At 47.5% G+C, this 20,968-nt stretch carries 18 protein-coding genes; 9 read left to right on the top strand and 9 right to left on the bottom strand.

The genetic code is table 11. The features are described from left to right. The first annotated feature begins 6 nt into the window (after positions 1 to 6). Positions 7 to 1,533: a hypothetical protein gene (locus tag ACJAYR_RS12700; RefSeq protein WP_415236943.1), complete on the top strand. Its 1,527-nt coding sequence runs from the start codon at positions 7 to 9 to the stop codon at positions 1,531 to 1,533. Here ACJAYR_RS12700 and rnd read toward each other — a convergent pair. Beyond that, the gene (gene rnd, locus ACJAYR_RS12695; RefSeq protein WP_415236942.1) at positions 1,517 to 2,668 is read right to left on the bottom strand and encodes a ribonuclease D; all 1,152 of its coding nucleotides are present in this window, start codon (positions 2,666 to 2,668) and stop codon (positions 1,517 to 1,519) included. The genes ACJAYR_RS12700 and rnd overlap by 17 nt on opposite strands. Positions 2,669 to 2,863: 195 nt before the next feature. Here rnd and aspS point away from each other — a divergent pair, with 195 nt between their 5' ends. Together aspS and ACJAYR_RS12685 are read left to right on the top strand one after the other, a co-directional pair. Then, positions 2,864 to 4,648, top strand: a complete 1,785-nt coding sequence (aspS, locus tag ACJAYR_RS12690) for an aspartate--tRNA ligase (RefSeq protein ID WP_415236941.1) — start codon at positions 2,864 to 2,866, stop codon at positions 4,646 to 4,648. A 97-nt stretch (positions 4,649 to 4,745) separates the two neighbouring features. Further along, complete coding sequence (locus ACJAYR_RS12685; protein ID WP_415236940.1) at positions 4,746 to 6,446, top strand: EAL domain-containing protein; 1,701 nt, start codon at positions 4,746 to 4,748, stop codon at positions 6,444 to 6,446. Positions 6,447 to 6,661: 215 nt separating this feature from the next. On the opposite strand, the gene ACJAYR_RS12680 is transcribed toward ACJAYR_RS12685, so the two are convergent. Further along, positions 6,662 to 10,342 carry a vitamin B12-dependent ribonucleotide reductase gene (locus tag ACJAYR_RS12680; protein WP_415236939.1) on the bottom strand — a complete coding sequence of 1,227 codons (3,681 nt, stop codon included), beginning with the start codon at positions 10,340 to 10,342 and terminating at the stop codon, positions 6,662 to 6,664. A gap of 484 nt (positions 10,343 to 10,826) precedes the next feature. Here ACJAYR_RS12680 and ACJAYR_RS12675 point away from each other — a divergent pair, with 484 nt between their 5' ends. The 3 genes from ACJAYR_RS12675 to ACJAYR_RS12665 are packed head-to-tail and all read left to right on the top strand — an operon-like array spanning position 10,827 to position 12,167. Continuing rightward, a complete protein-coding gene (locus ACJAYR_RS12675) occupies positions 10,827 to 11,192 on the top strand; it encodes an NADH:ubiquinone oxidoreductase subunit NDUFA12 (protein WP_169545465.1) in 366 nt (121 codons plus the stop codon). Positions 11,193 to 11,237: 45 nt separating this feature from the next. Continuing rightward, positions 11,238 to 11,702 carry an outer membrane lipid asymmetry maintenance protein MlaD gene (gene mlaD, locus ACJAYR_RS12670; RefSeq protein ID WP_169545466.1) on the top strand — a complete coding sequence of 155 codons (465 nt, stop codon included), beginning with the start codon at positions 11,238 to 11,240 and terminating at the stop codon, positions 11,700 to 11,702. Between the two features lie 48 nt (positions 11,703 to 11,750). Next, a complete protein-coding gene (locus ACJAYR_RS12665; RefSeq protein ID WP_415236938.1) occupies positions 11,751 to 12,167 on the top strand; it encodes a DUF2155 domain-containing protein in 417 nt (138 codons plus the stop codon). On the opposite strand, the gene aat is transcribed toward ACJAYR_RS12665, so the two are convergent. From aat to aroQ, 4 genes are read right to left on the bottom strand one after another with little or no spacing between them, the layout of a single operon-like run. After that, positions 12,104 to 12,754: a leucyl/phenylalanyl-tRNA--protein transferase gene (gene aat / locus ACJAYR_RS12660; protein WP_415236937.1), complete on the bottom strand. Its 651-nt coding sequence runs from the start codon at positions 12,752 to 12,754 to the stop codon at positions 12,104 to 12,106. The genes ACJAYR_RS12665 and aat overlap by 64 nt on opposite strands. Positions 12,755 to 12,780: 26 nt before the next feature. Next, positions 12,781 to 14,124 carry an acetyl-CoA carboxylase biotin carboxylase subunit gene (gene accC, locus ACJAYR_RS12655; RefSeq protein WP_415236936.1) on the bottom strand — a complete coding sequence of 448 codons (1,344 nt, stop codon included), beginning with the start codon at positions 14,122 to 14,124 and terminating at the stop codon, positions 12,781 to 12,783. A 13-nt stretch (positions 14,125 to 14,137) separates the two neighbouring features. Beyond that, positions 14,138 to 14,602, bottom strand: coding sequence for an acetyl-CoA carboxylase biotin carboxyl carrier protein (accB, locus tag ACJAYR_RS12650; RefSeq protein ID WP_415236935.1), 465 nt, complete (start codon positions 14,600 to 14,602; stop codon positions 14,138 to 14,140). A gap of 20 nt (positions 14,603 to 14,622) precedes the next feature. Further along, complete coding sequence (aroQ, locus tag ACJAYR_RS12645; RefSeq protein ID WP_169545469.1) at positions 14,623 to 15,063, bottom strand: type II 3-dehydroquinate dehydratase; 441 nt, start codon at positions 15,061 to 15,063, stop codon at positions 14,623 to 14,625. A 201-nt stretch (positions 15,064 to 15,264) separates the two neighbouring features. On the opposite strand from aroQ, the gene thiS reads away from it, so the two are divergent. Both thiS and ACJAYR_RS12635 read left to right on the top strand, forming a co-directional pair. After that, positions 15,265 to 16,242 (top strand): sulfur carrier protein ThiS, encoded by a 978-nt coding sequence (thiS, locus tag ACJAYR_RS12640; protein WP_415236934.1) that lies wholly within the window; start codon positions 15,265 to 15,267, stop codon positions 16,240 to 16,242. 65 nt (positions 16,243 to 16,307) lie between these two features. Beyond that, a complete protein-coding gene (locus ACJAYR_RS12635; RefSeq protein WP_415236933.1) occupies positions 16,308 to 17,054 on the top strand; it encodes a DUF3750 domain-containing protein in 747 nt (248 codons plus the stop codon). A gap of 17 nt (positions 17,055 to 17,071) precedes the next feature. Here the strand turns inward: ACJAYR_RS12635 and ACJAYR_RS12630 are convergent, their stop codons facing one another. Further along, positions 17,072 to 17,548 carry a MarR family winged helix-turn-helix transcriptional regulator gene (locus tag ACJAYR_RS12630; protein WP_415236932.1) on the bottom strand — a complete coding sequence of 159 codons (477 nt, stop codon included), beginning with the start codon at positions 17,546 to 17,548 and terminating at the stop codon, positions 17,072 to 17,074. A gap of 85 nt (positions 17,549 to 17,633) precedes the next feature. Between ACJAYR_RS12630 and hppD the strand changes: the two genes are divergently transcribed. Beyond that, positions 17,634 to 18,704, top strand: a complete 1,071-nt coding sequence (gene hppD, locus ACJAYR_RS12625) for a 4-hydroxyphenylpyruvate dioxygenase (protein ID WP_415236931.1) — start codon at positions 17,634 to 17,636, stop codon at positions 18,702 to 18,704. Positions 18,705 to 18,721: 17 nt separating this feature from the next. Here hppD and ACJAYR_RS12620 read toward each other — a convergent pair whose 3' ends face one another. Together ACJAYR_RS12620 and ACJAYR_RS12615 are read right to left on the bottom strand one after the other, a co-directional pair. After that, positions 18,722 to 19,495, bottom strand: a complete 774-nt coding sequence (locus ACJAYR_RS12620; protein WP_415236930.1) for a DsbA family protein — start codon at positions 19,493 to 19,495, stop codon at positions 18,722 to 18,724. Positions 19,496 to 19,587: 92 nt separating this feature from the next. Continuing rightward, positions 19,588 to 20,937: a M48 family metalloprotease gene (locus tag ACJAYR_RS12615; RefSeq protein ID WP_415236929.1), complete on the bottom strand. Its 1,350-nt coding sequence runs from the start codon at positions 20,935 to 20,937 to the stop codon at positions 19,588 to 19,590. Positions 20,938 to 20,968 lie beyond the last annotated feature (31 nt).

Raw genomic sequence — 20,968 nt, 5'->3', positions numbered from 1 at the left:
AAATTTGTGCAGGATATTGTTGATCATCGAGACAGAAGTCTGGATCCGGAAGTAAAGTCATCCAAGAAACTCACCGCTGTTATTGATATCGGGTCTAACTCGGTGCGGCTTGTTGTATTTGATGGGCCTTCACGTGTTCCAATGCCGAAATTCAACGAGAAGGTCCTTTGCGGACTGGGCCGGGATTTGGGAAGCTCTCAACTGTTGGGTCAGGATGCGATGGATCAAGCCATGGCAGCCCTCCGCCGGTATGCGGCACTGGTTAATCAAATGGGAATTGACCGCGTTCTCGTTGCGGCGACCGCCGCTGTCCGTGAAGCAGACAACGGGTCTGAATTTGTCGCAGATGTCGAGCAGGAATGCGATTTCAATGTTCAGGTGTTGAGCGGCAAACAGGAAGCTCGCTATGCGGGATTGGGTGTTTTGTCAGGAATGCCGTATGCACATGGTCTTGTGGGCGATCTGGGCGGTGGTAGTCTTGAGCTTGTTAAGGTTGATGACCACCGCATTGAAAACACGGCAACCCTTCCGTTAGGGGCTTTGCGATTGTGGCAGATGGATATGAATAATCAGCAACTTGCTGATTATCTGAATGATTACTTTTCAAAAGTGGACTGGCTTTCAGAATTGAAGGGCAAAAACTTTTACGTCGTGGGCGGTGCCTGGCGTGCACTGGCTCGATACCATATCTCGAAAACCGGTCATTCGCTGAACATAATTCACAATTATAAATTGTCGCTTCCAGAAATGCTTGAGACAATTTCCGAAGTAAAAGAGCTGTCTGACGATTATCTTCGGGCAATGCCGCTTGTTCCTAAATCCCGCGTCAGCACAATGAGAACTGCTGCAATTATCATGGAACAGCTGTTCACTATCATCACCCCGAAGAGCATTATTTTTTCTGCAAACGGCCTGCGTGAAGGCATGCTTTTTTCTGAGCTTAAAAAACCGGTACGCAAGCGGGATCCTTTGCTGGAAGCCTGCCGCGATATGGCAGCTCGCGAAGGTCGTTTTGCGGAACATGGTGAAGAAATATTCAGTTGGATGAAAGGCGCGTTTTATCACATCCCTGAGAAAGGACAGCGTCTGGCGCTGGCCTCAGCAACTTTGTCAGATATCGCCTGGTTGATGAGTACCGATTATCGGGCACCGCAAGCGTTCAGGCGAATTTTCCGCGCGCCGTTTAGCGGCATTGGCCACAAGGGAAGGGCGATTGTCGCCCTTGCTGTATATGCGCGATATCGCGGCAATCTGGATGGTAACGCCCCGGAAGACGGATTGGCTCTGGTATCAGAAGAAGAACGCGGACATGCGCTTAGTCTGGGTTTGGCTTTACGTCTGTCTCACACTTTGAGCGGTGGTACCATTGGGATTTTACCGCGCACCAAACTCACAGTGGAAGGCAACGTGGTTGTTCTTTACCTGCCTGAAGAACTTTCGATGTTGCAGGGTGTGCATGTTGAAAGCAGACTGAACAGTCTGGCCACAAGCTTTAACAAGACGGCTGAAATCCGGATTATGAGAGATCGATAATCCGGATCTTATTGTCTTTAGCGGTAAAGCCGATTTTACCTTCTTTTAGGGCGAGGGCGTGTTGTCCAAAAACTTCATGCCGCCACCCTTTCAAGGCTGGAATATCAGCATTGCTATCACTGGCAATTTTTTCCAGATCGCGGCTGTTACAAACGAGTTTTTGAGCAACGTTTTCTTCTTCGCATCGTGTTTTCAATAATACCTTCAGCAAGTCCATCAAAGGACCCAACCCTTTGGGCATTTGTGCTTTCAATGCGACCTTTGGACAATCATCATGCGGCATTTCAATACCTTCATTGATTGCGGACAGCAGACTAGCGCCCATTTTTCCTTCTGCAAATTTTTTACCAATCCCCCTGACATGAGAGAGTTTCTCTGCGTTGCGGGGCGGATTGGCCGCAATTTCCAGCAAAGCTTCATCCCTGAGAATGCGATTGCGCGGAATATTTTGATGATGTGCCTGTTTTTCCCGCCACGCCGCCGTTGTTTGAAGGATGGCCAGAAAACGAGGTTTGTTATTTCTGGCTTTAATTTTTTGCCAGGCTTTTTCCGGCGGCAGAAAATAAGTCTCTGGTGATTCAAGGATCGTCATTTCGGATGTCAGCCATTGGGACCGACCCGATTTTTCAAGCTCCGCCTTTAGATGCTGATAAACGTCGCGAAGATGGGTAACATCGGCTTCGGCATAAGATAACTGCCGCTCAGTCAGCGGACGGCGTGACCAGTCTGTAAAGCGCGAGGATTTATCAATCCCATGTCCGGTGATTTTTGTAACAAGCGTATCATAGCCAACGGATTCGCCAAATCCACACACCATTGCAGCAACCTGAGTGTCAAAGATCGGAATAGGTACATGTCCCGAAAGATGATGAAAAATCTCCAGATCCTGACGGCCTGCATGAAAAACCTTCAACACATTTGTGTTTTGCAACAGCTCAAACAGTGGGGCCAGATCAATTCCATTGGCCAACGGATCAATAATCGCGGATTCATCATCACTGGCGATTTGCACCAGACACAGTTCGGGCCAAAAGGTGTTTTCCCTTAAAAATTCGGTATCTATGGTGACATAAGAATGTTTGGAAAGCCGTTGACATAAGTCTGAAAGAGTATCTGTCGAGGTCACAATCTGCATGAAATTTATTACTCTTTTTAATCGTTGAACAGACGCATTTGCCACTGTCCATGACGGTATTTTACAGGAAAGTTGAGATTAGCCGATTTTTTACAACAAAGGAAGGTTGGCCTTTGGAGAAAAAGCATGTAATACAAGCCCTTTGGTACTCACTATAGAGTATTTTGATCCTGATAAACGCTTAAGAGAACCGTGATGCATAGTTATCGTACACATACTTGCGCTGAACTTCGTGACAGTGACGTTGGTAAAACAGTCCGCCTTTCTGGCTGGGTCCATAGAAAACGCGATCATGGCAATCTGCTTTTTGTCGATCTGCGCGACCATTATGGTATTACGCAATGCGTTGTCGAAACGGATGTTCCGATTTTCAAACAGGTTGAAGCCGCCCGATCTGAAAGTGTTATCACGGTGACCGGTAAAGTTGTCGCCCGGAGCGAGGACACGGTCAATCCGAACCTTCCAACAGGGGCAATCGAAATTGATATTACCGATTTCGCTTTGCAGTCTGCGGCCGACGATCTGCCTATGCCGGTCTTTGGTGAACAGGAATATCCAGAAGATATTCGCCTGCGTCACCGATATCTCGATTTGCGCCGGGAACGGCTGCATAACAATATCATCTTGCGTTCCAACGTGATCTCAAAGCTGCGCAGCAGTATGATCGATCAGGGTTTCATGGAATTCCAGACACCTATTCTGACGGCGTCTTCTCCGGAAGGGGCACGGGACTTTCTGGTTCCAAGCCGGATGCATCCTGGCCAGTTCTACGCATTGCCTCAGGCACCGCAGCAATTTAAGCAGCTGGTAATGATGTCTGGTTTCGATCGGTATTTCCAGATCGCACCTTGTTTCAGGGATGAAGATGCGCGTGCGGATCGTAGTCCGGGTGAATTTTATCAGCTTGATATTGAAATGGCGTTTGTAACGCAGGACGATGTTTTCAATGCTGTTGAACCGGTTTTGACAAACGTTTTTCAGGAATTTGCTGGTGATCGCCGGGTTGAGACACCATTTGTCAAAATTCCTTTTGACGAAGCAATGCTGAAATATGGCTCTGACAAACCGGATCTTAGAAATCCGATCCTTTTGTCAGACGTTACTGAAATATTCAGGGGTTCGGGCTTTGGTTTGTTTGCCGGTGCGGTTGAAAAAGGGTCTGTTGTTAGGGCTATTCCAGCGCCAGGTGCTGGAAACCGAGCACGGAGTTTCTTTGACAAAATGAACGATTGGGCCCGTAAAGAAGGGGCCGGTGGTCTTGGCTATATCATCTTCAAGGATGGTGAAGCGAAAGGACCGATTGCGAAAAATCTGGATGCGGATCGTATCGCAAAAATTCAGGAAACCGCGGGCGTTAAAGACGGTGACGGTATTTTCTTTGCGTGCGGTAAAGAATTGGAAGCCGCTGAACTGGCGGGTAAAGCCAGAAATATTGTCGGCACTGACCTTGATATCTGCGAAAAAGATGTTTTCAAATTCTGTTGGGTTATTGATTTCCCAATGTACGAATATGATGAAAAAGAGAAAAAACTCGATTTCAGCCATAACCCGTTTTCAATGCCACAAGGCGGCCTTGAAGCGTTGGAAACAATGGATCCGCTGGATATCAAAGGCTACCAGTATGATATCGTTTGTAACGGTATTGAACTGTCTTCCGGCGCAATCCGGAACCACCGTCCAGACATCATGATGAAGGCGTTTGAAATCGCTGGTTATGATCCCCAGGTTGTTGAAGATCGTTTTGGTGGCATGTTGAATGCCTTCCGTTACGGCGCGCCTCCGCATGGTGGTATTGCCCCAGGTGTCGATCGTATTGTTATGTTGCTTGCAGACGAGCCAAATATTCGCGAAGTGATTTTGTTCCCAATGAACCAGCAGGCCCAGGATCTGATGATGCAGGCACCAGCACCGGTTCCTGCGAAAAACCTCCGCGAACTGCATGTTCGGACTGTTATGCCTGAACCAAAAGCAGAGAGTTGATTTTTTAGGTTGAAAGCCCGGTATTTCCGGGCTTTCAACTATTTTGCCAAAATTTTAATTTTGTTAATGTTTTACCGCATAATATTAGCGCTTCTCAATGAAGGGCTGTATTGTGGTTGCATCAGAAAAACTAAACTCCCTAAAAGATGATAAAGAACGCTTTGTGGCATTTTCATTTGCCGCGGCTGACCTGCTAATAGAGTTGGATGACAAGGGAAAGATTTGTTTTGCGTCTGGTGCGGCAAAAGGGATTACCGGAAAAACAGCAGAAGAGCTTCATGGAACCGATTTTACAGATGTTCTGGACCCGCTTGATCAACGTGTGATTTCGTACCTGTTCAAGAATATGAAAGAAGGGGAGCGTATCAGTCCGGTTGCTGCCCGGATGAAAAAATCCAATGTGACGGCCATTGTCGGCGCCTGCAGTTTACCGCGAACCCATGGGCATTTATATTTGACCCTCAATGTTACCGGATTGCCCGCAGCCCAGTCTTTAGCCGTCAATCGGGATGACGACACCGGATTGCTGGATAAAAACGATTTTATCACACTGGCCAACGATCAATTGTCAATTGCCGCAGAAACCGGTCAAGATCTTGAACTCACCCTCTTAAATTTGTCCAACCTTGGGGATATGGCCGCGAATGTCTCTGAAACAGACATGGGCGAGTTTCTCCACAAAATTGGTGCGGTAATGCGCAGCTATTCTTTCGGGGGCGATTCTGCGGGCCGTATTGATGAAGATAAATATGGCGTTCTGCACAATAAGAGTTTCGATGAAACCCTTTTAAAAGAAAAAGTCGAACTGATTTCAAACGAGATGGCACCTGGTCATGGGGTAAAGGTAACCCCGAGTACGATTGACCTTGATAAGGGGAACCTCTCCTCAGAAAATGCCAGCCATGCGCTGATGTTTGTGATTAACAGTTTCGTGGCCAAAGAAAATGGTGATTTCAGCATAGAAAACCTGGCGGATGGCTTGCAGGGCCGCATGGAATCGACGATGAACCGGATTTCAAGCCTCAAGAGTGTTTTTAAGCGTCATGATTTCAGCCTTGTGTACCAACCCATTGTTGCTCTGAATACAGAAGAGGTCCACCACCATGAGGTCTTGTGTCGTTTTGCAGATGGTGAATCGCCCTTTGAAACGGTCACCTTTGCCGAAGAAGTTGGTATAATTCTGGATTTGGACCTCGCTGTGTCCAAAAAGGCCATTGATTATGTTTCCAGTTTTCGCCAAAAGGGGAACGAACATCCCAAAATCGCCATCAATATTTCCGGCCATTCAATAGAATCCGATGGGTTCATTGACTCGCTCTTATCATTGCTGGTGACGGCAACTGACTTACATCCGTTTATTGGGTTTGAAATTACTGAATCCAGTCAAATAAAGGATCTTGTGCGGGCTGAACGCGTTATTCAACAGATCCGAAAAAACGGTATTGAAGTCAGTCTGGATGATATGGGGGCAGGGGCAGCCTCGTTCCAATATATTCGGGCGATTACTGTCGATCATGTAAAAATCGATGGGGCTTACGTTCGCGATGTTTTGAACAATGAAAAAGACGCTGCAATTTTACGCTGCATGGCTCGCCTGTGTCAGGAACTCAAAATTGGCACTATTGCTGAAATGGTCGAAACCAAAGAACAAGCACAGTATCTCAAATCACTCGGGGTTAATTATGGCCAAGGGTGGCTTTTCGGAAAACCGCAACCTGAGATTATTACTTCCAAGAAAAAAAGAACGATTTCAATGAATGCCCGCAAGAAAGGGGTGACCTTGAGTTGGGGATCCTAAAAAAAGGGGCAGCGTCTAAGAAATTTAGACACCGCCCAAATAATCACTGACTTAAGTAAAGAAACTAACAAGCTCGTGAACCAAATCATTGTCGGAGTAAAACAGGTTCTGCAGGTCCTGCAAACAACAATTTGATCCCTACAAACACGCTACATTACAAGTTACACAACGTTAATTTTATACTGGGTTTGTTTGTTACCGACTTACAAAACCCATTAAGAACAACCGCTTGTGGAGCCACATGTATCACATTTCATGCAGGTTCCGTTTCGCACTAATGTGAAGTTTCCACATTCTCCGCAACTATCCCCTTCATATCCTTTCATCCGGGCTTCGCGAACCTTGTCCATTCGGCTTGATCCAGCTGACCCGGCTTTCTTGCCACTGGATGCAGGTTTTGCCCCTGACCCCGGTGTTGATGTTGGCGGCGGCGTCATCGTTGTCGCTGCTGGGGCCGCCGTTTCGGTCTGACCCACTGCCATTGACATGTTATTCAAACCGCCTTGCAACACCTGAAAATTGTTAGACCGCACATAGCCTGTGGAGGCAAGATTAATGACATTTCCCAATGGGCTGGAGGTTTCCTTGACTTCCTCGTCAGAGATTTCCGCCTGTGACTCACCGCCGCCCATGGCGTCCATATGCAGATCATCAACGACAACATGTGCCAGATCGTTTCTGCCAAGATATGAAATTGCCAGTTCGCGGAACAGATAATCCAAAATAGAAGTAGACATCTTAATGGCATCATTGCCTTCCACAATCCCTGACGGTTCAAAGCGTGTGAAGGTGTAGGCCTCGACAAATTCCTCAAGTGGAACGCCATACTGCAAGCCAATGGAAATTGCGATTGCGAAATTATTCATCAAGCTTCTGAAGGCTGCGCCTTCTTTATGCATATCAATGAATAACTCACCAATGGTGCCATCATCATATTCACCGGTTCGCAGATAAACTTTATGACCACCAACAACTGCTTTCTGTGTATATCCTTTACGGCGTGTTGGCAACTTACGACGTTCGTTCGACAGACGTTCAACAATCCGTTCAGCAATAACGGTGCTTGCAACTGCTGGTGCCTCCTGAAGCTTTTCTTCCAGCTCCATCTCGTCCTCTTCATCAATTGAAATGGCGGAGAGAGGCTGACTGAGTTTAGAGCCATCCCGATAAAGGGCATTTGCTTTCAGACCCAGTTTCCAGGACAGAAGATAGGCGTCTTTACAATCTTCGACGGTAGAGGCGTTCGCCATATTGATTGTCTTGGAAATAGCACCGGAAATAAACGGCTGCGACGCGGCCATCATTTTAATATGACTATCAACAGACAGGTAGCGTTTACCAATACGGCCACATGGGTTGGCACAATCGAATACCGGCAGATGCTCTTCTTTTAACAGAGGCGCGCCTTCCAGCGTCATGGAGCCACAGCAGTAGGTGTTCGCTTGTTCAATCTGAGCGCGGGTAAAGCCGATGGCGGCCAATAAATCAAAGTTATAATCATCCAGATCTTCGGCATTTAGGCCAAGGACATCGGTACAGAATTCTTCTCCAAGGGTGAATTTGTTAAACACGAACTTGACATCAAAGCTTGCGGCCAGTCCTTTTTCGATTTCTTCCAGAATATCGTCGGTAAAGCCTTTTTCACGAAGTGCTTCATGATTAACGCCCGGTGCATCCTGCAAAGTTCCATGTCCAACGGCATAGTTGATAATGTCCCGAACTTCCGAACGGCTATACCCCAGATTATCCAGTGCTTCCGGAACAACCCGGTTGATGATCTTGAAATATCCGCCGCCCGCAAGTTTCTTGAATTTCACAAGAGCAAAATCAGGTTCGATCCCAGTCGTGTCGCAATCCATCACAAGTCCGATGGTTCCGGTTGGCGCAATCACGGTTGACTGAGCATTACGGAAGCCATGTTTTTCGCCGAGTTCAAGGGCTTCGTCCCATGAACGGATGGCGGCATCGACCAATGAGGCATCCGGGCAGTTTTCAATATCAAGGGGAACCGGCTTTACGGTCAACCCTTCATAATTACTGGATTTGCCATAAGCGGCTGTCCGATGGTTTCGGATAACACGCAGCATTTCAGCGGAGTTTTTCTTGTATCCGGGGAAGGGGCCTAATTCAGACGCCATTTCAGCACTTGTTTTATACGCTGTACCAGTCATCAGTGCCGTAATAGAGCCACAAAGAGCCCGACCTTCGTCTGAATCATACGACAGGCCCTGTGACATCAGAAGACCGCCAATATTGGCAAATCCTAAACCAAGTGTCCGGAATTTATAAGAAAGCTTAGCGATTTCTTCTGATGGGAACTGCGCCATCAAAACCGAAATCTCCAGTGTAATCGTCCAGATCCGAACGGCATGTTCAAACCCTTCAACATCGAAACTTTTATCCGGGCGGCGGAAATTCATCAGGTTAAGAGACGCCAGATTACACGCTGTGTCATCAAGGAACATATACTCTGAGCAAGGGTTGGACGCATTAATGCGTCCGTCTTTCGGGCAGGTATGCCATTCGTTGATTGTTGTATCATATTGCAGACCAGGATCGGCAGACTGCCAGGCGCTTTCGCCAATCATTTCCCAAAGGTCGCGGGCTTTGATGGTTTTCGCGACCTTGCCATCAACACGGCGAATTAGATCCCAGTTTCCATCCTCCAAAACGGCTTCCACAAACTCGTTAGTAATCCGAACAGAGTTGTTGGAGTTCTGACCGGAAACTGTCAGATAAGCTTCAGAATCCCAGTCTGTATCGTAAGTGGCGAATTCAATTTCTGTGTAGCCTTGCTTGGCAAACTGAATAACCCGCTGGATATAGTTTTCAGGGACCATTGCCTTACGGGCGCCAATAATCGCCTTTTTCAGTTCCGGATTTTCTGAAACATTAAAGGCTTCGTCCCCCTCAGCGGAATGACAGGCTTTAATAACATTGTTCAGATGACGACCGCAGAGCTTTGAACCTGCGACAAGCGCGGCCACTTTCTGCTCTTCTTTGGCTTTCCACTGAATATATTCTTCAATATCAGGGTGGTCGATATCCAATGTGACCATCTTAGCGGCACGGCGGGTTGTACCGCCGGACTTAATCGCGCCTGCTGCCCGATCACCGATTTTAAGAAAGCTCATCAAACCAGAGGACTTGCCGCCACCAGAAAGGCTTTCACCTGCACTTCTTACATTTGAAAAGTTAGTGCCTGTTCCGGAACCATATTTAAACAGCCGCGCTTCGCGTACCCACAAATCCATAATCCCGCCTTCATTGACGAGATCATCGTCAACAGACTGGATGAAGCAGGCATGTGGCTGAGGATGTTCATAAGAATTAACGGATTTCTTCAGCTTGCCTGTCTTGTAATCCACATAGGAATGACCTTGTGCAGGCCCTGAAATACCATAAGTCCAATGCAGGCCTGTGTTGAACCATTGCGGTGAATTTGGCGCACCCATCTGACGGGCCAACATATAGCGCATTTCATCAAAATACGCTGAGGCGTCGGCTTCCGTATCGAAATATCCGCCCTTCCAACCCCAATAAGTCCAAGTACCCGCCAGACGATCAAATACTTCAGTCGCAGATGTTTCCGGAACATACCGCTCTTCTTCTGGAAGATCTTTCAACGCTTCTTCGTCGGCTACCTGACGGGACAACCAATCGGGCACATCCGCTTCTTTATCGGATTTCAGACGGGCAGGGACACCGGCTTTACGAAAATACTTTTGCGCAATGATATCGCAGGCAACCTGAGACCAATCAGACGGTACATCGATATTGTCGAGCTTGAAAACGATCGAGCCATCCGGATTCCTAATTTCACTCGACGCCTGACGAAATTTGATCTTGGCATAAGGTGAAGAGCTTTCATCGGTAAATCGCCGTGTAATCCGCATGTTAATCGTCCTTAAAGTAATCCCCAATTCTTGTGTCGTAGAAGGTGAATGAATACTCAGAACGCGACCCGTGCACAGTCATTAAAACTGACCTTCTTGCACTACATCTGGTAGGCCTCCCCCTTAGAGACGCTAGGATGGTGCCAATCACATTCCCTTAAGTCAACCATGTCATAATCCATATCTTGTAGTGAGAGGTCCGTTCGTCGTCCACATGTCGTGGAATGTCGCAGTTTTGTTTCCTTTTTCTGTGGCAAGTAAAAAACGCTGTCCTCACATTTTTTTTATGGGGTGACCGAAAAACAACAGTTCGGTTAATCAGACTGAATTTCACAAGAATCAAAACCGGAAAAAGAGGCACTGGAATATAGATGTCACAGATTCATCGAAAATTGATCTTCTCTGGGTAAAGTTTGGCTGGACTGACAGGAAGTTGGATGCCATATTCCTGCAAATTATTGAGTTTCAGACGGAAGAGAACGCTATGGCTACGCTGGGCACAAGACTGTTTACCTGGAGAAAAGGGGAACAGGTTGGTGAAGATCAGTTTGGTAATCGCTACTATAAAGAAAAAGGAAAGCCGACAGGTCCATTGGGCCGGGAGCGCCGCTGGGTCCTTTATAAAGGGAAGCCAGAAGCGTCTAAAGTCCCTGCGGCTTGGCATATCTGGCTGCACTACACGACCAATAACCTTCCTTCAGAACAAGCCGTTGAGGCGAACAAGTGGGAAGAAGAGCATTTGCCAAATTTGACCGGTACAGACTATGCTTACCGTCCAGGTGGATCTGTTGTTTCACCCGGTGAACGACAGAAGGCAACAACCGATTACGAAGCTTGGAAACCAGAATAAGGTTTTTTTGCGTCGGAAACATTACGATAAGCGGGAGGCTTAGGTTTGGGAAATAATATTGTTGAAACCATTATCGGGGGCGTGGTCCTCGCTTTTGCAACTATTTTTCTTGTCTTCGCCTATCGCACTGCTGATATCGGCACGACCGGTAACGGCCTTAATCTCACAGCCCGTTTTGATAAAGTGGATGGCCTTCAGGTCGGTAGTGATGTCAGGATGAGTGGCATCAAGGTCGGAACTGTTGTCAGTCAGGTGCTGGATACAGAAACGTTTCAGGCAATCATTGGGATTAGTATCCGTGATGAAATTGCCTTGCCAGAGGACACCGCCGCCAAAGTCGCGTCAGAAAGCCTGCTGGGGGGAAGCTATCTGGATCTTGAACCCGGCGGCGCGGAAACTGTGCTGCAAAGCGGCGACGAAATCACGTATACGCAAAGTTCCGTCAGTTTGATGGATCTTATCGGGCAGGCCATCTTCAGCGCCGGTTCCGGTGACGATAAAAGTGATTGATATCCCCGTATATTCTTCAAAAAGACCGGGTAGGGAGTGCAATTTTAAATGCCTCTGAAACGCCGTTTCCTATTTTGTTTACCTGTTGTTTTTGCCGGTCTTATTGTTGCCGCCGATCACGCGAATGCAGAGTCTCTGGTTGGGGAGGCATCGATTGTTCGCGCGTTGGACAAAGTGACAGCCCGAACACTTGACCTGATCATTCCCATTGGCGAAAGCGTGCGGTATGGCACGTTGGAAATCACAAGCCGTAAATGCCTGAAACGTTCTCCTGAGGAGCCACCTGAGACATCCACATTTTTGGAAATTCGGGAAACCAAACAGGAAGAAGAAACGGTAGAGCTGTTCAGTGGATGGATGTTTGCGTCAAGCCCTGCATTAAATGCTCTTGAACATCCTGTTTATGATGTTTGGGTGATTGATTGCAAAATGGCGGAAGACGACAAACCGTCTTCTAAAGAATAAAAATCACCTTCAACATCCAGAGCCTGATCCAACCGACGATGATATTCTTCTCTAGAGATTTCAATCGCCCCCATCGAGGCAAGGTGATCGGTTAAGAACTGGGTATCAAGAAGCTTGAAGCCGCCTCGCTTCAAGCGGGCAACCAGATATACCAATGCAATTTTACTGGCATTGGTCTGACGGGAAAACATGCTTTCTCCGCAAAAAACACCGGCAAAGGATACTCCATACAATCCGCCCACCAACGTATCTCCGTCCCAGCATTCGATTGAATGGGCATGGCCTTCTTGATGAAGTTCCGTATAGAGGTCAAGGATGGTTCGATTGATCCAGGTTGTCTCGCGACCGCTTTGCGAGGCCGCGCATTCCTTCATAACCTGCCGAAAACAGGTGTCCGCCGTGATTTTGAAAGGATCCTTGCGGATCGTTTTGGCGAGACTTCGCGGGACATGAAAATCATCTAGTGGAAAAATGCCGCGGCGCTCAGGGTCGACCCAGAAAATTTCTGGATCGTCCTGAGATTCCGACATTGGAAAGATACCGTGTGAATAGGCACTCAACAAAATTTCTGTCGTCAGCGCGGTCATTATACTATGTGATCAATCAATAAAAACTATTGTCGATCCTCAATGAATTTTTCCAGCCAGTGAATATTATATTCGCCTTTGATAAATTCATCGTTCTTGATGAGTTCCTGATGCAGTGGCAATGTGGTTTTAATGCCTCCGACAACGAACTCCTCCAACGCGCGATCCAGGCGCATCAGACATTCTTTCCGATTGGCACCGTGAACAATCAGTTTTGCGATCAGACTGTCATAATAAGGCGGAACATTGTAGCCGGAGTACAACGCGGAATCGACCCGAACCCCTAAGCCACCTGGCGCATGAAACTCCAGCACAGGGCCGGGGGATGCTGCAAAAGTGTTGGGGTCTTCTGCCGTGATCCGACATTCAATCGAATGCCCATTAAAGGAAATATCCTCTTGAGACAGGCTAAGTTTCTGACCGGCAGCGACATTAATCTGTTCACGCACAAGATCGATACCCGTAACCATTTCGGTAACCGGATGCTCCACCTGAAGGCGGGTGTTCATTTCAATGAAATAAAACTCATCATTTTCAAACAGAAACTCGATAGTGCCGACGCCTTCATAGCGCATTTCCCGGATCGCATCAGACACCGTTTTACCAATGCGTTCCCGCAAAGCGTCGTTCAGCGCAGGCGATGGGGTTTCTTCCAGTGCCTTCTGATGACGGCGCTGCAGAGAACAATCCCGTTCCCCCAGATGCACGACATTGCCCTGTCCATCTGCCAGAACCTGTATTTCAATATGCCGAGGTGTGCCCAGATATTTTTCGATGTAAACCGCATTATCTCCAAAGGCCAGTTGCGATTCAGCCCGTGCAGAAGAAAAGGCTTCAGAAATAGAGGCGTCGTTAAGAGCAACCTTCATACCGCGTCCACCGCCACCGGCAGAAGCCTTGATGATTACGGGATAACCGATATCCGCTGCAATCTTGCGGGCTTCTTCTAGCGTTTTAACTTCACCGTCTGAGCCAGGGACACAAGGAACACCAAATTTCTTCATGGTATCCTTTGCCGCGATCTTATCTCCCATCAGGCGGATATGATCAGCAGACGGGCCAATGAACTTGATGCCGTGTTCCGTAACGATATCGACGAATTTAGCATTTTCAGACAAAAATCCGTACCCTGGATGAATGCCATCTGCGTTGGTTACTTCGGCCGCAGCGATAATCGACGGAATATTCAGGTAACTTGCTGTCGACGAAGGCGGTCCGATACACACACTTTCATCTGCAAGACGCACATGCATGGCAGCGGCGTCTGCTTCTGAATGGACAGCGACTGTTTTGATACCCATTTCACGACAGGCGCGGTGAATCCGAAGGGCAATTTCGCCGCGATTTGCGATGAGAATTTTTTTAAACATCAAGTATGTCCACTCACTCGATAATAACGAGAGGTTGACCGAATTCGACTGGTTGCGAATCTGAAACAAGAACATCCAAGACTTTGCCGCCTTTTGGCGCCGCAATCGGGTTCATTGTTTTCATAGCTTCAACAATCAGCAGGGTCTGCCCCTGAGAAACAGAATCACCAACTTTGATAAACTCGGCAGCGCCGGGCTCTGGTGACAGATACGCTGTGCCGACCATTGGTGATTTCACGGCGCCGGGATGAGAGGCGGCATCCGCAGCAGGGGCCGCTTCAACAGCCGCAGGAGCCGCTGGAGCCAATGGAGCAGGGGCAGCCACCATTTGAGGTACTGCCTGACTTGCAACAGAAGAATTACGGGAAACACGCAGTCTGCTGCTTCCATGCTCAACTTCAATTTCACCCAGTCCGGTTTCATTCATGATTTCGGCCAGTTCCCGGATGACGTCCTTGTCGATGTCAAGTTTACTCATAATTGTTCGACTTTTCGTTTCTATTGATCAAAAATTTCGGAAAGCGCGTCTAAAGCCAGAGTATATCCTTTTGCTCCAAACCCACAAATCACGCCAGTAGCGGCAAAAGAAATGTAACTCGTGTGGCGGAAAGACTCGCGTGAAAATACATTAGACAGATGAACTTCTACACATGGCAGGTTCACTGCTTTTAACGCATCCATTAACGCCACGGATGTGTGCGTATAAGCGGCTGCATTAATAATAATACCGGAATGCGTCTCTCCGGCTGCTTGAATGGCATTAATCATCTCGCCTTCAAGGTTACTTTGCATGAACGCACAATCCATTCCCAGGGTTTTTGCATGGACGCGGCACAGTTCTTCAATATCTGACAGTGTTGTACTGCCATATATTTCTGGTTCACGTTTCCCCAACATATTGAGGTTCGGACCATTTACTATCAGAACTGACTTTCCCATTTCCTCTCCCTAAGGGCCTGTGGCCATTTAGTAGACGGCTCACTTATACTCAAGTTTTAGAGATTGATAAAGCCGTAGCATAGTTAATTATGAATAAAGTATGACAGAAACAAGGTTGACGGTTGCAACAGTGACGTGTGAGCACCATAATCGCCGAAATTGTCACCCTAATTATGAACTGCTGAGTAAAGGTTGAGTTAAATGAACCTCACAATAAATGGTGAAAAGAGAGTCTATGACCGCTCTTTGTCCATTGACGAACTGTTGAATGATCTTGAATTGGATGGTCAGAAAGTAGCGTTAGAACGAAATCTGGAAATTGTCCCTAAATCGAGCTACAGCACAACGATGCTGGAAGAGGGCGACAAACTTGAAATAGTTCATTTTATTGGAGGTGGTTCCGTGGATACGGATGATGTTTTTGAAGTCGCAGGCCGTAAGTTAAACTCCCGGTTAATTGTAGGCACAGGAAAATATAAAGATTTTGAAGAAACGAAACTGGCGATCGAAGCATCGGGCGCTGAAATGGTTACCGTTGCTGTTCGGCGCGTGAATATTACAGACCCCAAGCAGCCAATGCTGGTCGATTATGTAGATCCGAAAAAATATATTTATCTGCCAAATACGGCTTTTTGTTATACGGCAGATGAAGCCCTTCGAACATTACGGCTAGCGCGGGAAGCCGGAGGCTGGGATCTGGTGAAACTGGAAGTCCTTGGTCACGAAAAAACACTCTATCCCAATATGCCCGAAACCCTGAAAGCCGCACAAACCCTGATAGATGAAGGGTTTAAGGTTATGGTTTATTGCTCAGATGACCCTATTCAATGTCAGATGCTGGAAGATATGGGCTGCGTTGCCATTATGCCTTTGGGGGCACCTATCGGTTCTGGATTAGGTATTCAGAACCCTGTCGGGATTGGTATTATCAAAGATCAGGCGAAAGTGCCAGTGATCGTTGATGCCGGGGTAGGAACTGCATCAGATGCGACAATTGCAATGGAACTGGGATGTGACGGCGTGCTCATGAATTCTGCCATCGCACATGCAAAAAACCCGGTCATCATGGCCTCTGCCATGAAAGACGCTGTAACCGCAGGGCGCAAATCCTTCCTGGCAGGCCGGATGCCGATCAAAAAATATGCGGATCCAAGTTCACCACTCGCAGGTTTGATATAGTTTCGCCTTACTCTTGACGGATTGATACGGTCTCCTCATCTTTATATTTATGGATGAGGAGACGAATGAAACGCACGCTCATTAAAATTCTGGCAGGGTTCGTTCTGGTTTTATTTCCATTTCTGACCCCCCAGCTTATTTCGTTCGCCAGCGAATATGGTGTTGAAACCAAACACTGGTCAAACGCACGGTATGATCGTACCTATCTTTCCCCGGATCCCAAGATCATCAAAGAAGCCGTTGTACAGGTTATGGCCGCTCGCACATGGGGGTGGCGTGGCAGTTTTGCCGTTCATACGTGGATATCTGTCAAAGCAGCGAATGCCCCTGGCTTTACACGCTACGAAGTGATCGGCTGGCGGCACACCCCGCTTACCATCCGCTTTGGTGTGCCGGATAATTACTGGGCCGGTAACCGTCCGTTTCTTATAACGGATATCAGGGGCCAAAAGGCGGCAGATATCATTGGTAAACTGAATAATGTCGTTGATCGTTATCCCTATAAAGACAGTTATAAGGTCTGGCCCGGGCCCAATTCCAACACGTTTATCGCTTATATCAGCCGCGAAATCCCAGAGTTGGAGCTAGACCTTCCCCCAACCGCAATCGGTAAAGACTATCTGGCGGGCGATGGGGTTATCGGGACACCCGTCAGTGGACGAGGGGTGCAGTTTTCGGCCGGTGGATATGGCGGATTTGCGTTTAGTCCGGTTGAAGGGCTCGAATTTCATCTTCTTGGATTAACAACGGGATTCGATTATGGGGATATGGTGTTAAAGTTACCGGGGTTTGGAAGGGTGCCCTTGCTTTGAAACTCTCCAAAAGGTGGTTAGTCACCGTTCTTTTTCAGATGCGGGATCAATTCATCTGCCCGTTTATCCAGCCGATTTAAAAAGCCATCCAGCATTTCAATCTCGTTAGAGGAAAATTCTTCCAACAATAGATCCTCATATTCAGACGCCAACGGAATTATTTTTTCAAGGACCGCCTTGCCCTCATCAGTCAGGATTAACGAAAATGCACGGCGGTCTTCGGCGACAACTTGACGGGTAATGCGCCCTGATTTTTCCAGTTTTTCAGTCGCGCGGCTCATATTTACTTTATCAAGAGACGCCAAAACGCCCACTTCACGGGCAGTTAATCCGGGTTTTTCGCCCAAGATAGCCAGAATGCGCCACTCTTGAATGGTAAGGTCAAACTGACGGGAATAACGCTCTGCCAGGCTTCGGCTGATAACTCCGGAAAGCTTTGTCAGGCGATAAGGCAAAAATCGTTGCAGGTTAAGTTTACTTGACTCTTTCTTCATCCGCCTATCTTGACTTTTAACCGTGCAAAGAACAACTTGAAAAATAATAGTTTCATATGTAACTATATATCTCTTGAAATTTGTGATGGAGGCTTTTGTGGCTGATTTATGGGAAAACCCGATGCAAACCGACGGGTTTGAGTTTGTGGAATATGCGGCGCCGGATCCGGAAGCTCTGGGAAAATTATTTGTCCAGATGGGCTTTCGTCCCGTCGCGAAACACAGATCAAAGGATGTAACCCTTTATCGCCAGGGTGATGTTAATTTCATCGTGAACGCAGAGAAAGACAGCTTTGCGCAGGCCTTTGCCCGGATTCACGGCCCTTGCGCCTGTGCGATGGCCTTTCGGGTAAAAGATGCGGCAAAGGCAGTTGAACAAGCCCGTGCTGGCGGCGCATGGGTTGTGGACGCGACACCCGGCCCAATGGAGCTCAGTATTCCAGCGATTAAGGGAATTGGCGACTCGCTGATTTATCTGGTTGATCGGTATGGTGACAAAGGCTCCATTTATGATGTGGATTTTGTGCCGATTGAAGGGGAGGAACGCAACCCGGTTGGGGCAGGACTTACTTACATTGATCACCTGACGCACAATGTTCATCGGGGGCGCATGGATGAATGGTCAGAATTTTACGAACGCCTGTTTAACTTCAAGGAAATTCGGTATTTCGATATTGAAGGCAAATTGACCGGGCTTAAAAGTAAAGCGATGACCAGCCCATGCGGGAAAATCCGGATACCGATCAATGAAAGTTCCGATGATAAGTCGCAAATTCAGGAATATCTGGATGCGTATCATGGGGAAGGTATTCAACATATCGCTTTGGGTACAGATGACATCTTTAACTCTGTTGAAGTCATGAAGGCGCAAAATGTCGAATTTCAATCGTCACCGGATACCTATTACGATCTTCTGGACGAACGGGTTAAAGATCATGGGGAAGACACGGCGCGGCTGAAAGATTTGAAAATCCTTCTGGACGGCGCTCCAACTGAAGGGCAGGGCCTACTGCTTCAGATCTTTACCCAAAATGTCATTGGACCGATTTTCTTTGAACTTATTCAACGAAAAGGGAATGAAGGATTTGGGGAAGGCAACTTCCAGGCCTTGTTTGAATCAATTGAACTGGACCAGATTAACCGAGGCGTCATCTGATCCAGTTTGCATGAAACCTAGTTGGTTGCGGATGATTTTTTGGATCTTGCTTCCGCAACCAACCTTTTCATGGTGTCCGCAGGTATGGCACCTGGGGCCAAGTGCCCGCCAATCACAAAGGCTGGTGTCCCTGTAATATTGAGTGCTTGCGCTAATTCGTAGGTTTGACTGAGACTCTTTGAAATCGCGTCTGACCCCATGTCCGTGGCCAGTTGCTGAACATTCAGCCCAAGACCTTGCGCATAGGACATGATTTTGTCCAAAGACAGACCCCCACGGGATTCCATCAGGACTTTATGAAACTCGTTATATTTTCCCTGTTTCTCTGCCGCCATAACGGCCCGGGCTGCCAAAACTGACTCGTCTCCCAAAATTGGAAACTCTTTCATTACCAAGCGAATATTTCCGTCTTCTTCAACGGTCTTCATCAGATCAGGATAACTTCGTTTGCAGTACCCGCATTGGTAGTCGAAAAATTCGACAATCGTAATATCACCGTCCGGATTACCAGCGACAAAACTGTATCCGTCATTTTCAAGCTCGTTCATACGAGAAGCCAGTTGCTCTTTTGCTTTTTGACGGGCTTCTGCGGCTTCGGTCGCGCTGAGTACTTGAATGGCTTCGCGAATTACCGCGGGATTTTCCAAAAGGTAAGCTCTTACCTGTGCGCCAAATATATCCTTGGTATCTTCTTCAGGTTTTTGCATTTGATAGAGGTTAAGACCAACCATCGCCGCCAGACCAAGACATAAAACACTGATGAGGGCCACAGTACCCTTCGAATTTTGCATAGAATAAACCTTTAACAATAGAACTGAATTGTAAAGGTATACAAAGACACCCGCTATTCAAAGCACAAGGTTGTGAGTACAAAGTTATTTGATCAGCGTCGGCTTTCCAACTGGGCCGCGATTGTGATGATATCATCGGCGCGAAGAAAGCCGGGGGTGCCCGTTCCCAGGTTTTCCTGAGCCCGCTTCGCATGAAAAATGGCTTTATCGAATTTTCCGATTAACAGAAAACGTTCTGCTGTTGCGAGGGCCAGATTACCCGTATCACCAATGCGACTGTAACCGGTCGCCAATTGATGCCAGCTTTCAGAATTATTTGGATCATAGGAAACACTGGTACGCAGAACCTCGACGGCTTTTAAGTCATCTTCCCGGCGACCGGACGCTAACAAAACGCGGCCATACAAGGTTAGAATTAGAGGTTCAAACGGGGCTGTTTCTACGGCCGCTTCCAAAGAGGGAAGGGCACCGAACACATCCCCATTTTCATATAACATTTGCCCTTTTAACTCGTAAAAATATGGATTTCCGGGAAATTCAGCGATCAAAGAGTCAATTTCTACAGTCGCTTTGGCAATGTCAGGTCTGCGAAAATATCCAACTGCGCGCGCATATCGCGCCTCAACCGATTGATCTTCCAGTGGATATTTTTTCAAAGTCTTTGCAAGGCTATTGGTAAAGCCAAAAAGTTTGCCCTGTATCCGTTTGAGGGCCGCCACTTCGTGCGGCGGATCTTTGACATCTTTAAACGGTGAGTTATTCACCTGTTGTTCCAACGCCTGAATTCGCTCACTGCTGATCGGGTGACTTCGCCAGTAGGGATCGATTTTGCCATAATTGGCCCGATCTGATTCCCCCAGAATTCTTAAGAATTCCAGCATTCCAACACCAGATACGCCGACTTGGTTCAGATAGGCCATCGCGGCCTGATCCGCAGATGATTCTTGCGTACGGTTATATTTTAGAAAATTTTTGGTGGCGAGCGCTTGCGAGCCCATAATAATTCCTTGTCCACCCGCACCGCCGCCCGCGATAATTGCTGCAGCTCCCAGAAGATACCCGATGATACTGGCGGTTGTCGCTTTCTCCAGGGCTTCCTGTGTTCGTGCAAGATGTCCACCGGCAATATGTCCGGTTTCGTGGGCAATAACCCCCTTTAACTGACTGGGATGTTCCACCCGTTCCAAAAGCCCGGTGAAGAAAAACATACGTTGCCCGCCGGCGACAAAGGCATTTAGTGTTTTGTTGTTAATCAGGTGAATGGACACATCATTTGCATTTAGTCCCGCTGTGGTGAAGAGGGGGCTTGCGTAGGATCGCAGGGTATGTTCAATTTCAGCATCACGAATGTAGGACAGCTTCGTCTGTTGAGCATAAGCGCGCACAGAAGGCAGGGTCGCAAATACTATGGCTAAAAAAGATATAAGTATGCGTTTAATCAAGAACTCTTTCCCATTGTTTCAAAGTAAACCT

It is taken from the genome of Sneathiella sp. (assembly GCF_047631475.1).
Lineage (GTDB): Bacteria > Pseudomonadota > Alphaproteobacteria > Sneathiellales > Sneathiellaceae > Sneathiella.
The sequence above is the reverse complement of the archived record's forward strand: the minus strand, read 5'-3'. Positions and strand labels throughout refer to the sequence as shown.

What these genes read in the sequence shown, in the direction of transcription:
- rnd (WP_415236942.1), bottom strand. Translation starts at nt 2,668, where the DNA reads ATGCAGATTGTGACCTCGACAGATACTCTTTCAGACTTATGTCAACGG.
- aspS (WP_415236941.1), top strand. Translation starts at nt 2,864, where the DNA reads ATGCATAGTTATCGTACACATACTTGCGCTGAACTTCGTGACAGTGAC.
- ACJAYR_RS12685 (WP_415236940.1), top strand. Translation starts at nt 4,746, where the DNA reads ATGAAGGGCTGTATTGTGGTTGCATCAGAAAAACTAAACTCCCTAAAA.
- ACJAYR_RS12680 (WP_415236939.1), bottom strand. Translation starts at nt 10,342, where the DNA reads ATGCGGATTACACGGCGATTTACCGATGAAAGCTCTTCACCTTATGCC.
- ACJAYR_RS12675 (WP_169545465.1), top strand. Translation starts at nt 10,827, where the DNA reads ATGGCTACGCTGGGCACAAGACTGTTTACCTGGAGAAAAGGGGAACAG.
- ACJAYR_RS12665 (WP_415236938.1), top strand. Translation starts at nt 11,751, where the DNA reads ATGCCTCTGAAACGCCGTTTCCTATTTTGTTTACCTGTTGTTTTTGCC.
- aat (WP_415236937.1), bottom strand. Translation starts at nt 12,754, where the DNA reads ATGACCGCGCTGACGACAGAAATTTTGTTGAGTGCCTATTCACACGGT.
- accC (WP_415236936.1), bottom strand. Translation starts at nt 14,124, where the DNA reads ATGTTTAAAAAAATTCTCATCGCAAATCGCGGCGAAATTGCCCTTCGG.
- accB (WP_415236935.1), bottom strand. Translation starts at nt 14,602, where the DNA reads ATGAGTAAACTTGACATCGACAAGGACGTCATCCGGGAACTGGCCGAA.
- aroQ (WP_169545469.1), bottom strand. Translation starts at nt 15,063, where the DNA reads ATGGGAAAGTCAGTTCTGATAGTAAATGGTCCGAACCTCAATATGTTG.
- thiS (WP_415236934.1), top strand. Translation starts at nt 15,265, where the DNA reads ATGAACCTCACAATAAATGGTGAAAAGAGAGTCTATGACCGCTCTTTG.
- ACJAYR_RS12635 (WP_415236933.1), top strand. Translation starts at nt 16,308, where the DNA reads ATGAAACGCACGCTCATTAAAATTCTGGCAGGGTTCGTTCTGGTTTTA.
- ACJAYR_RS12630 (WP_415236932.1), bottom strand. Translation starts at nt 17,548, where the DNA reads ATGAAGAAAGAGTCAAGTAAACTTAACCTGCAACGATTTTTGCCTTAT.
- hppD (WP_415236931.1), top strand. Translation starts at nt 17,634, where the DNA reads ATGGAGGCTTTTGTGGCTGATTTATGGGAAAACCCGATGCAAACCGAC.
- ACJAYR_RS12620 (WP_415236930.1), bottom strand. Translation starts at nt 19,495, where the DNA reads ATGCAAAATTCGAAGGGTACTGTGGCCCTCATCAGTGTTTTATGTCTT.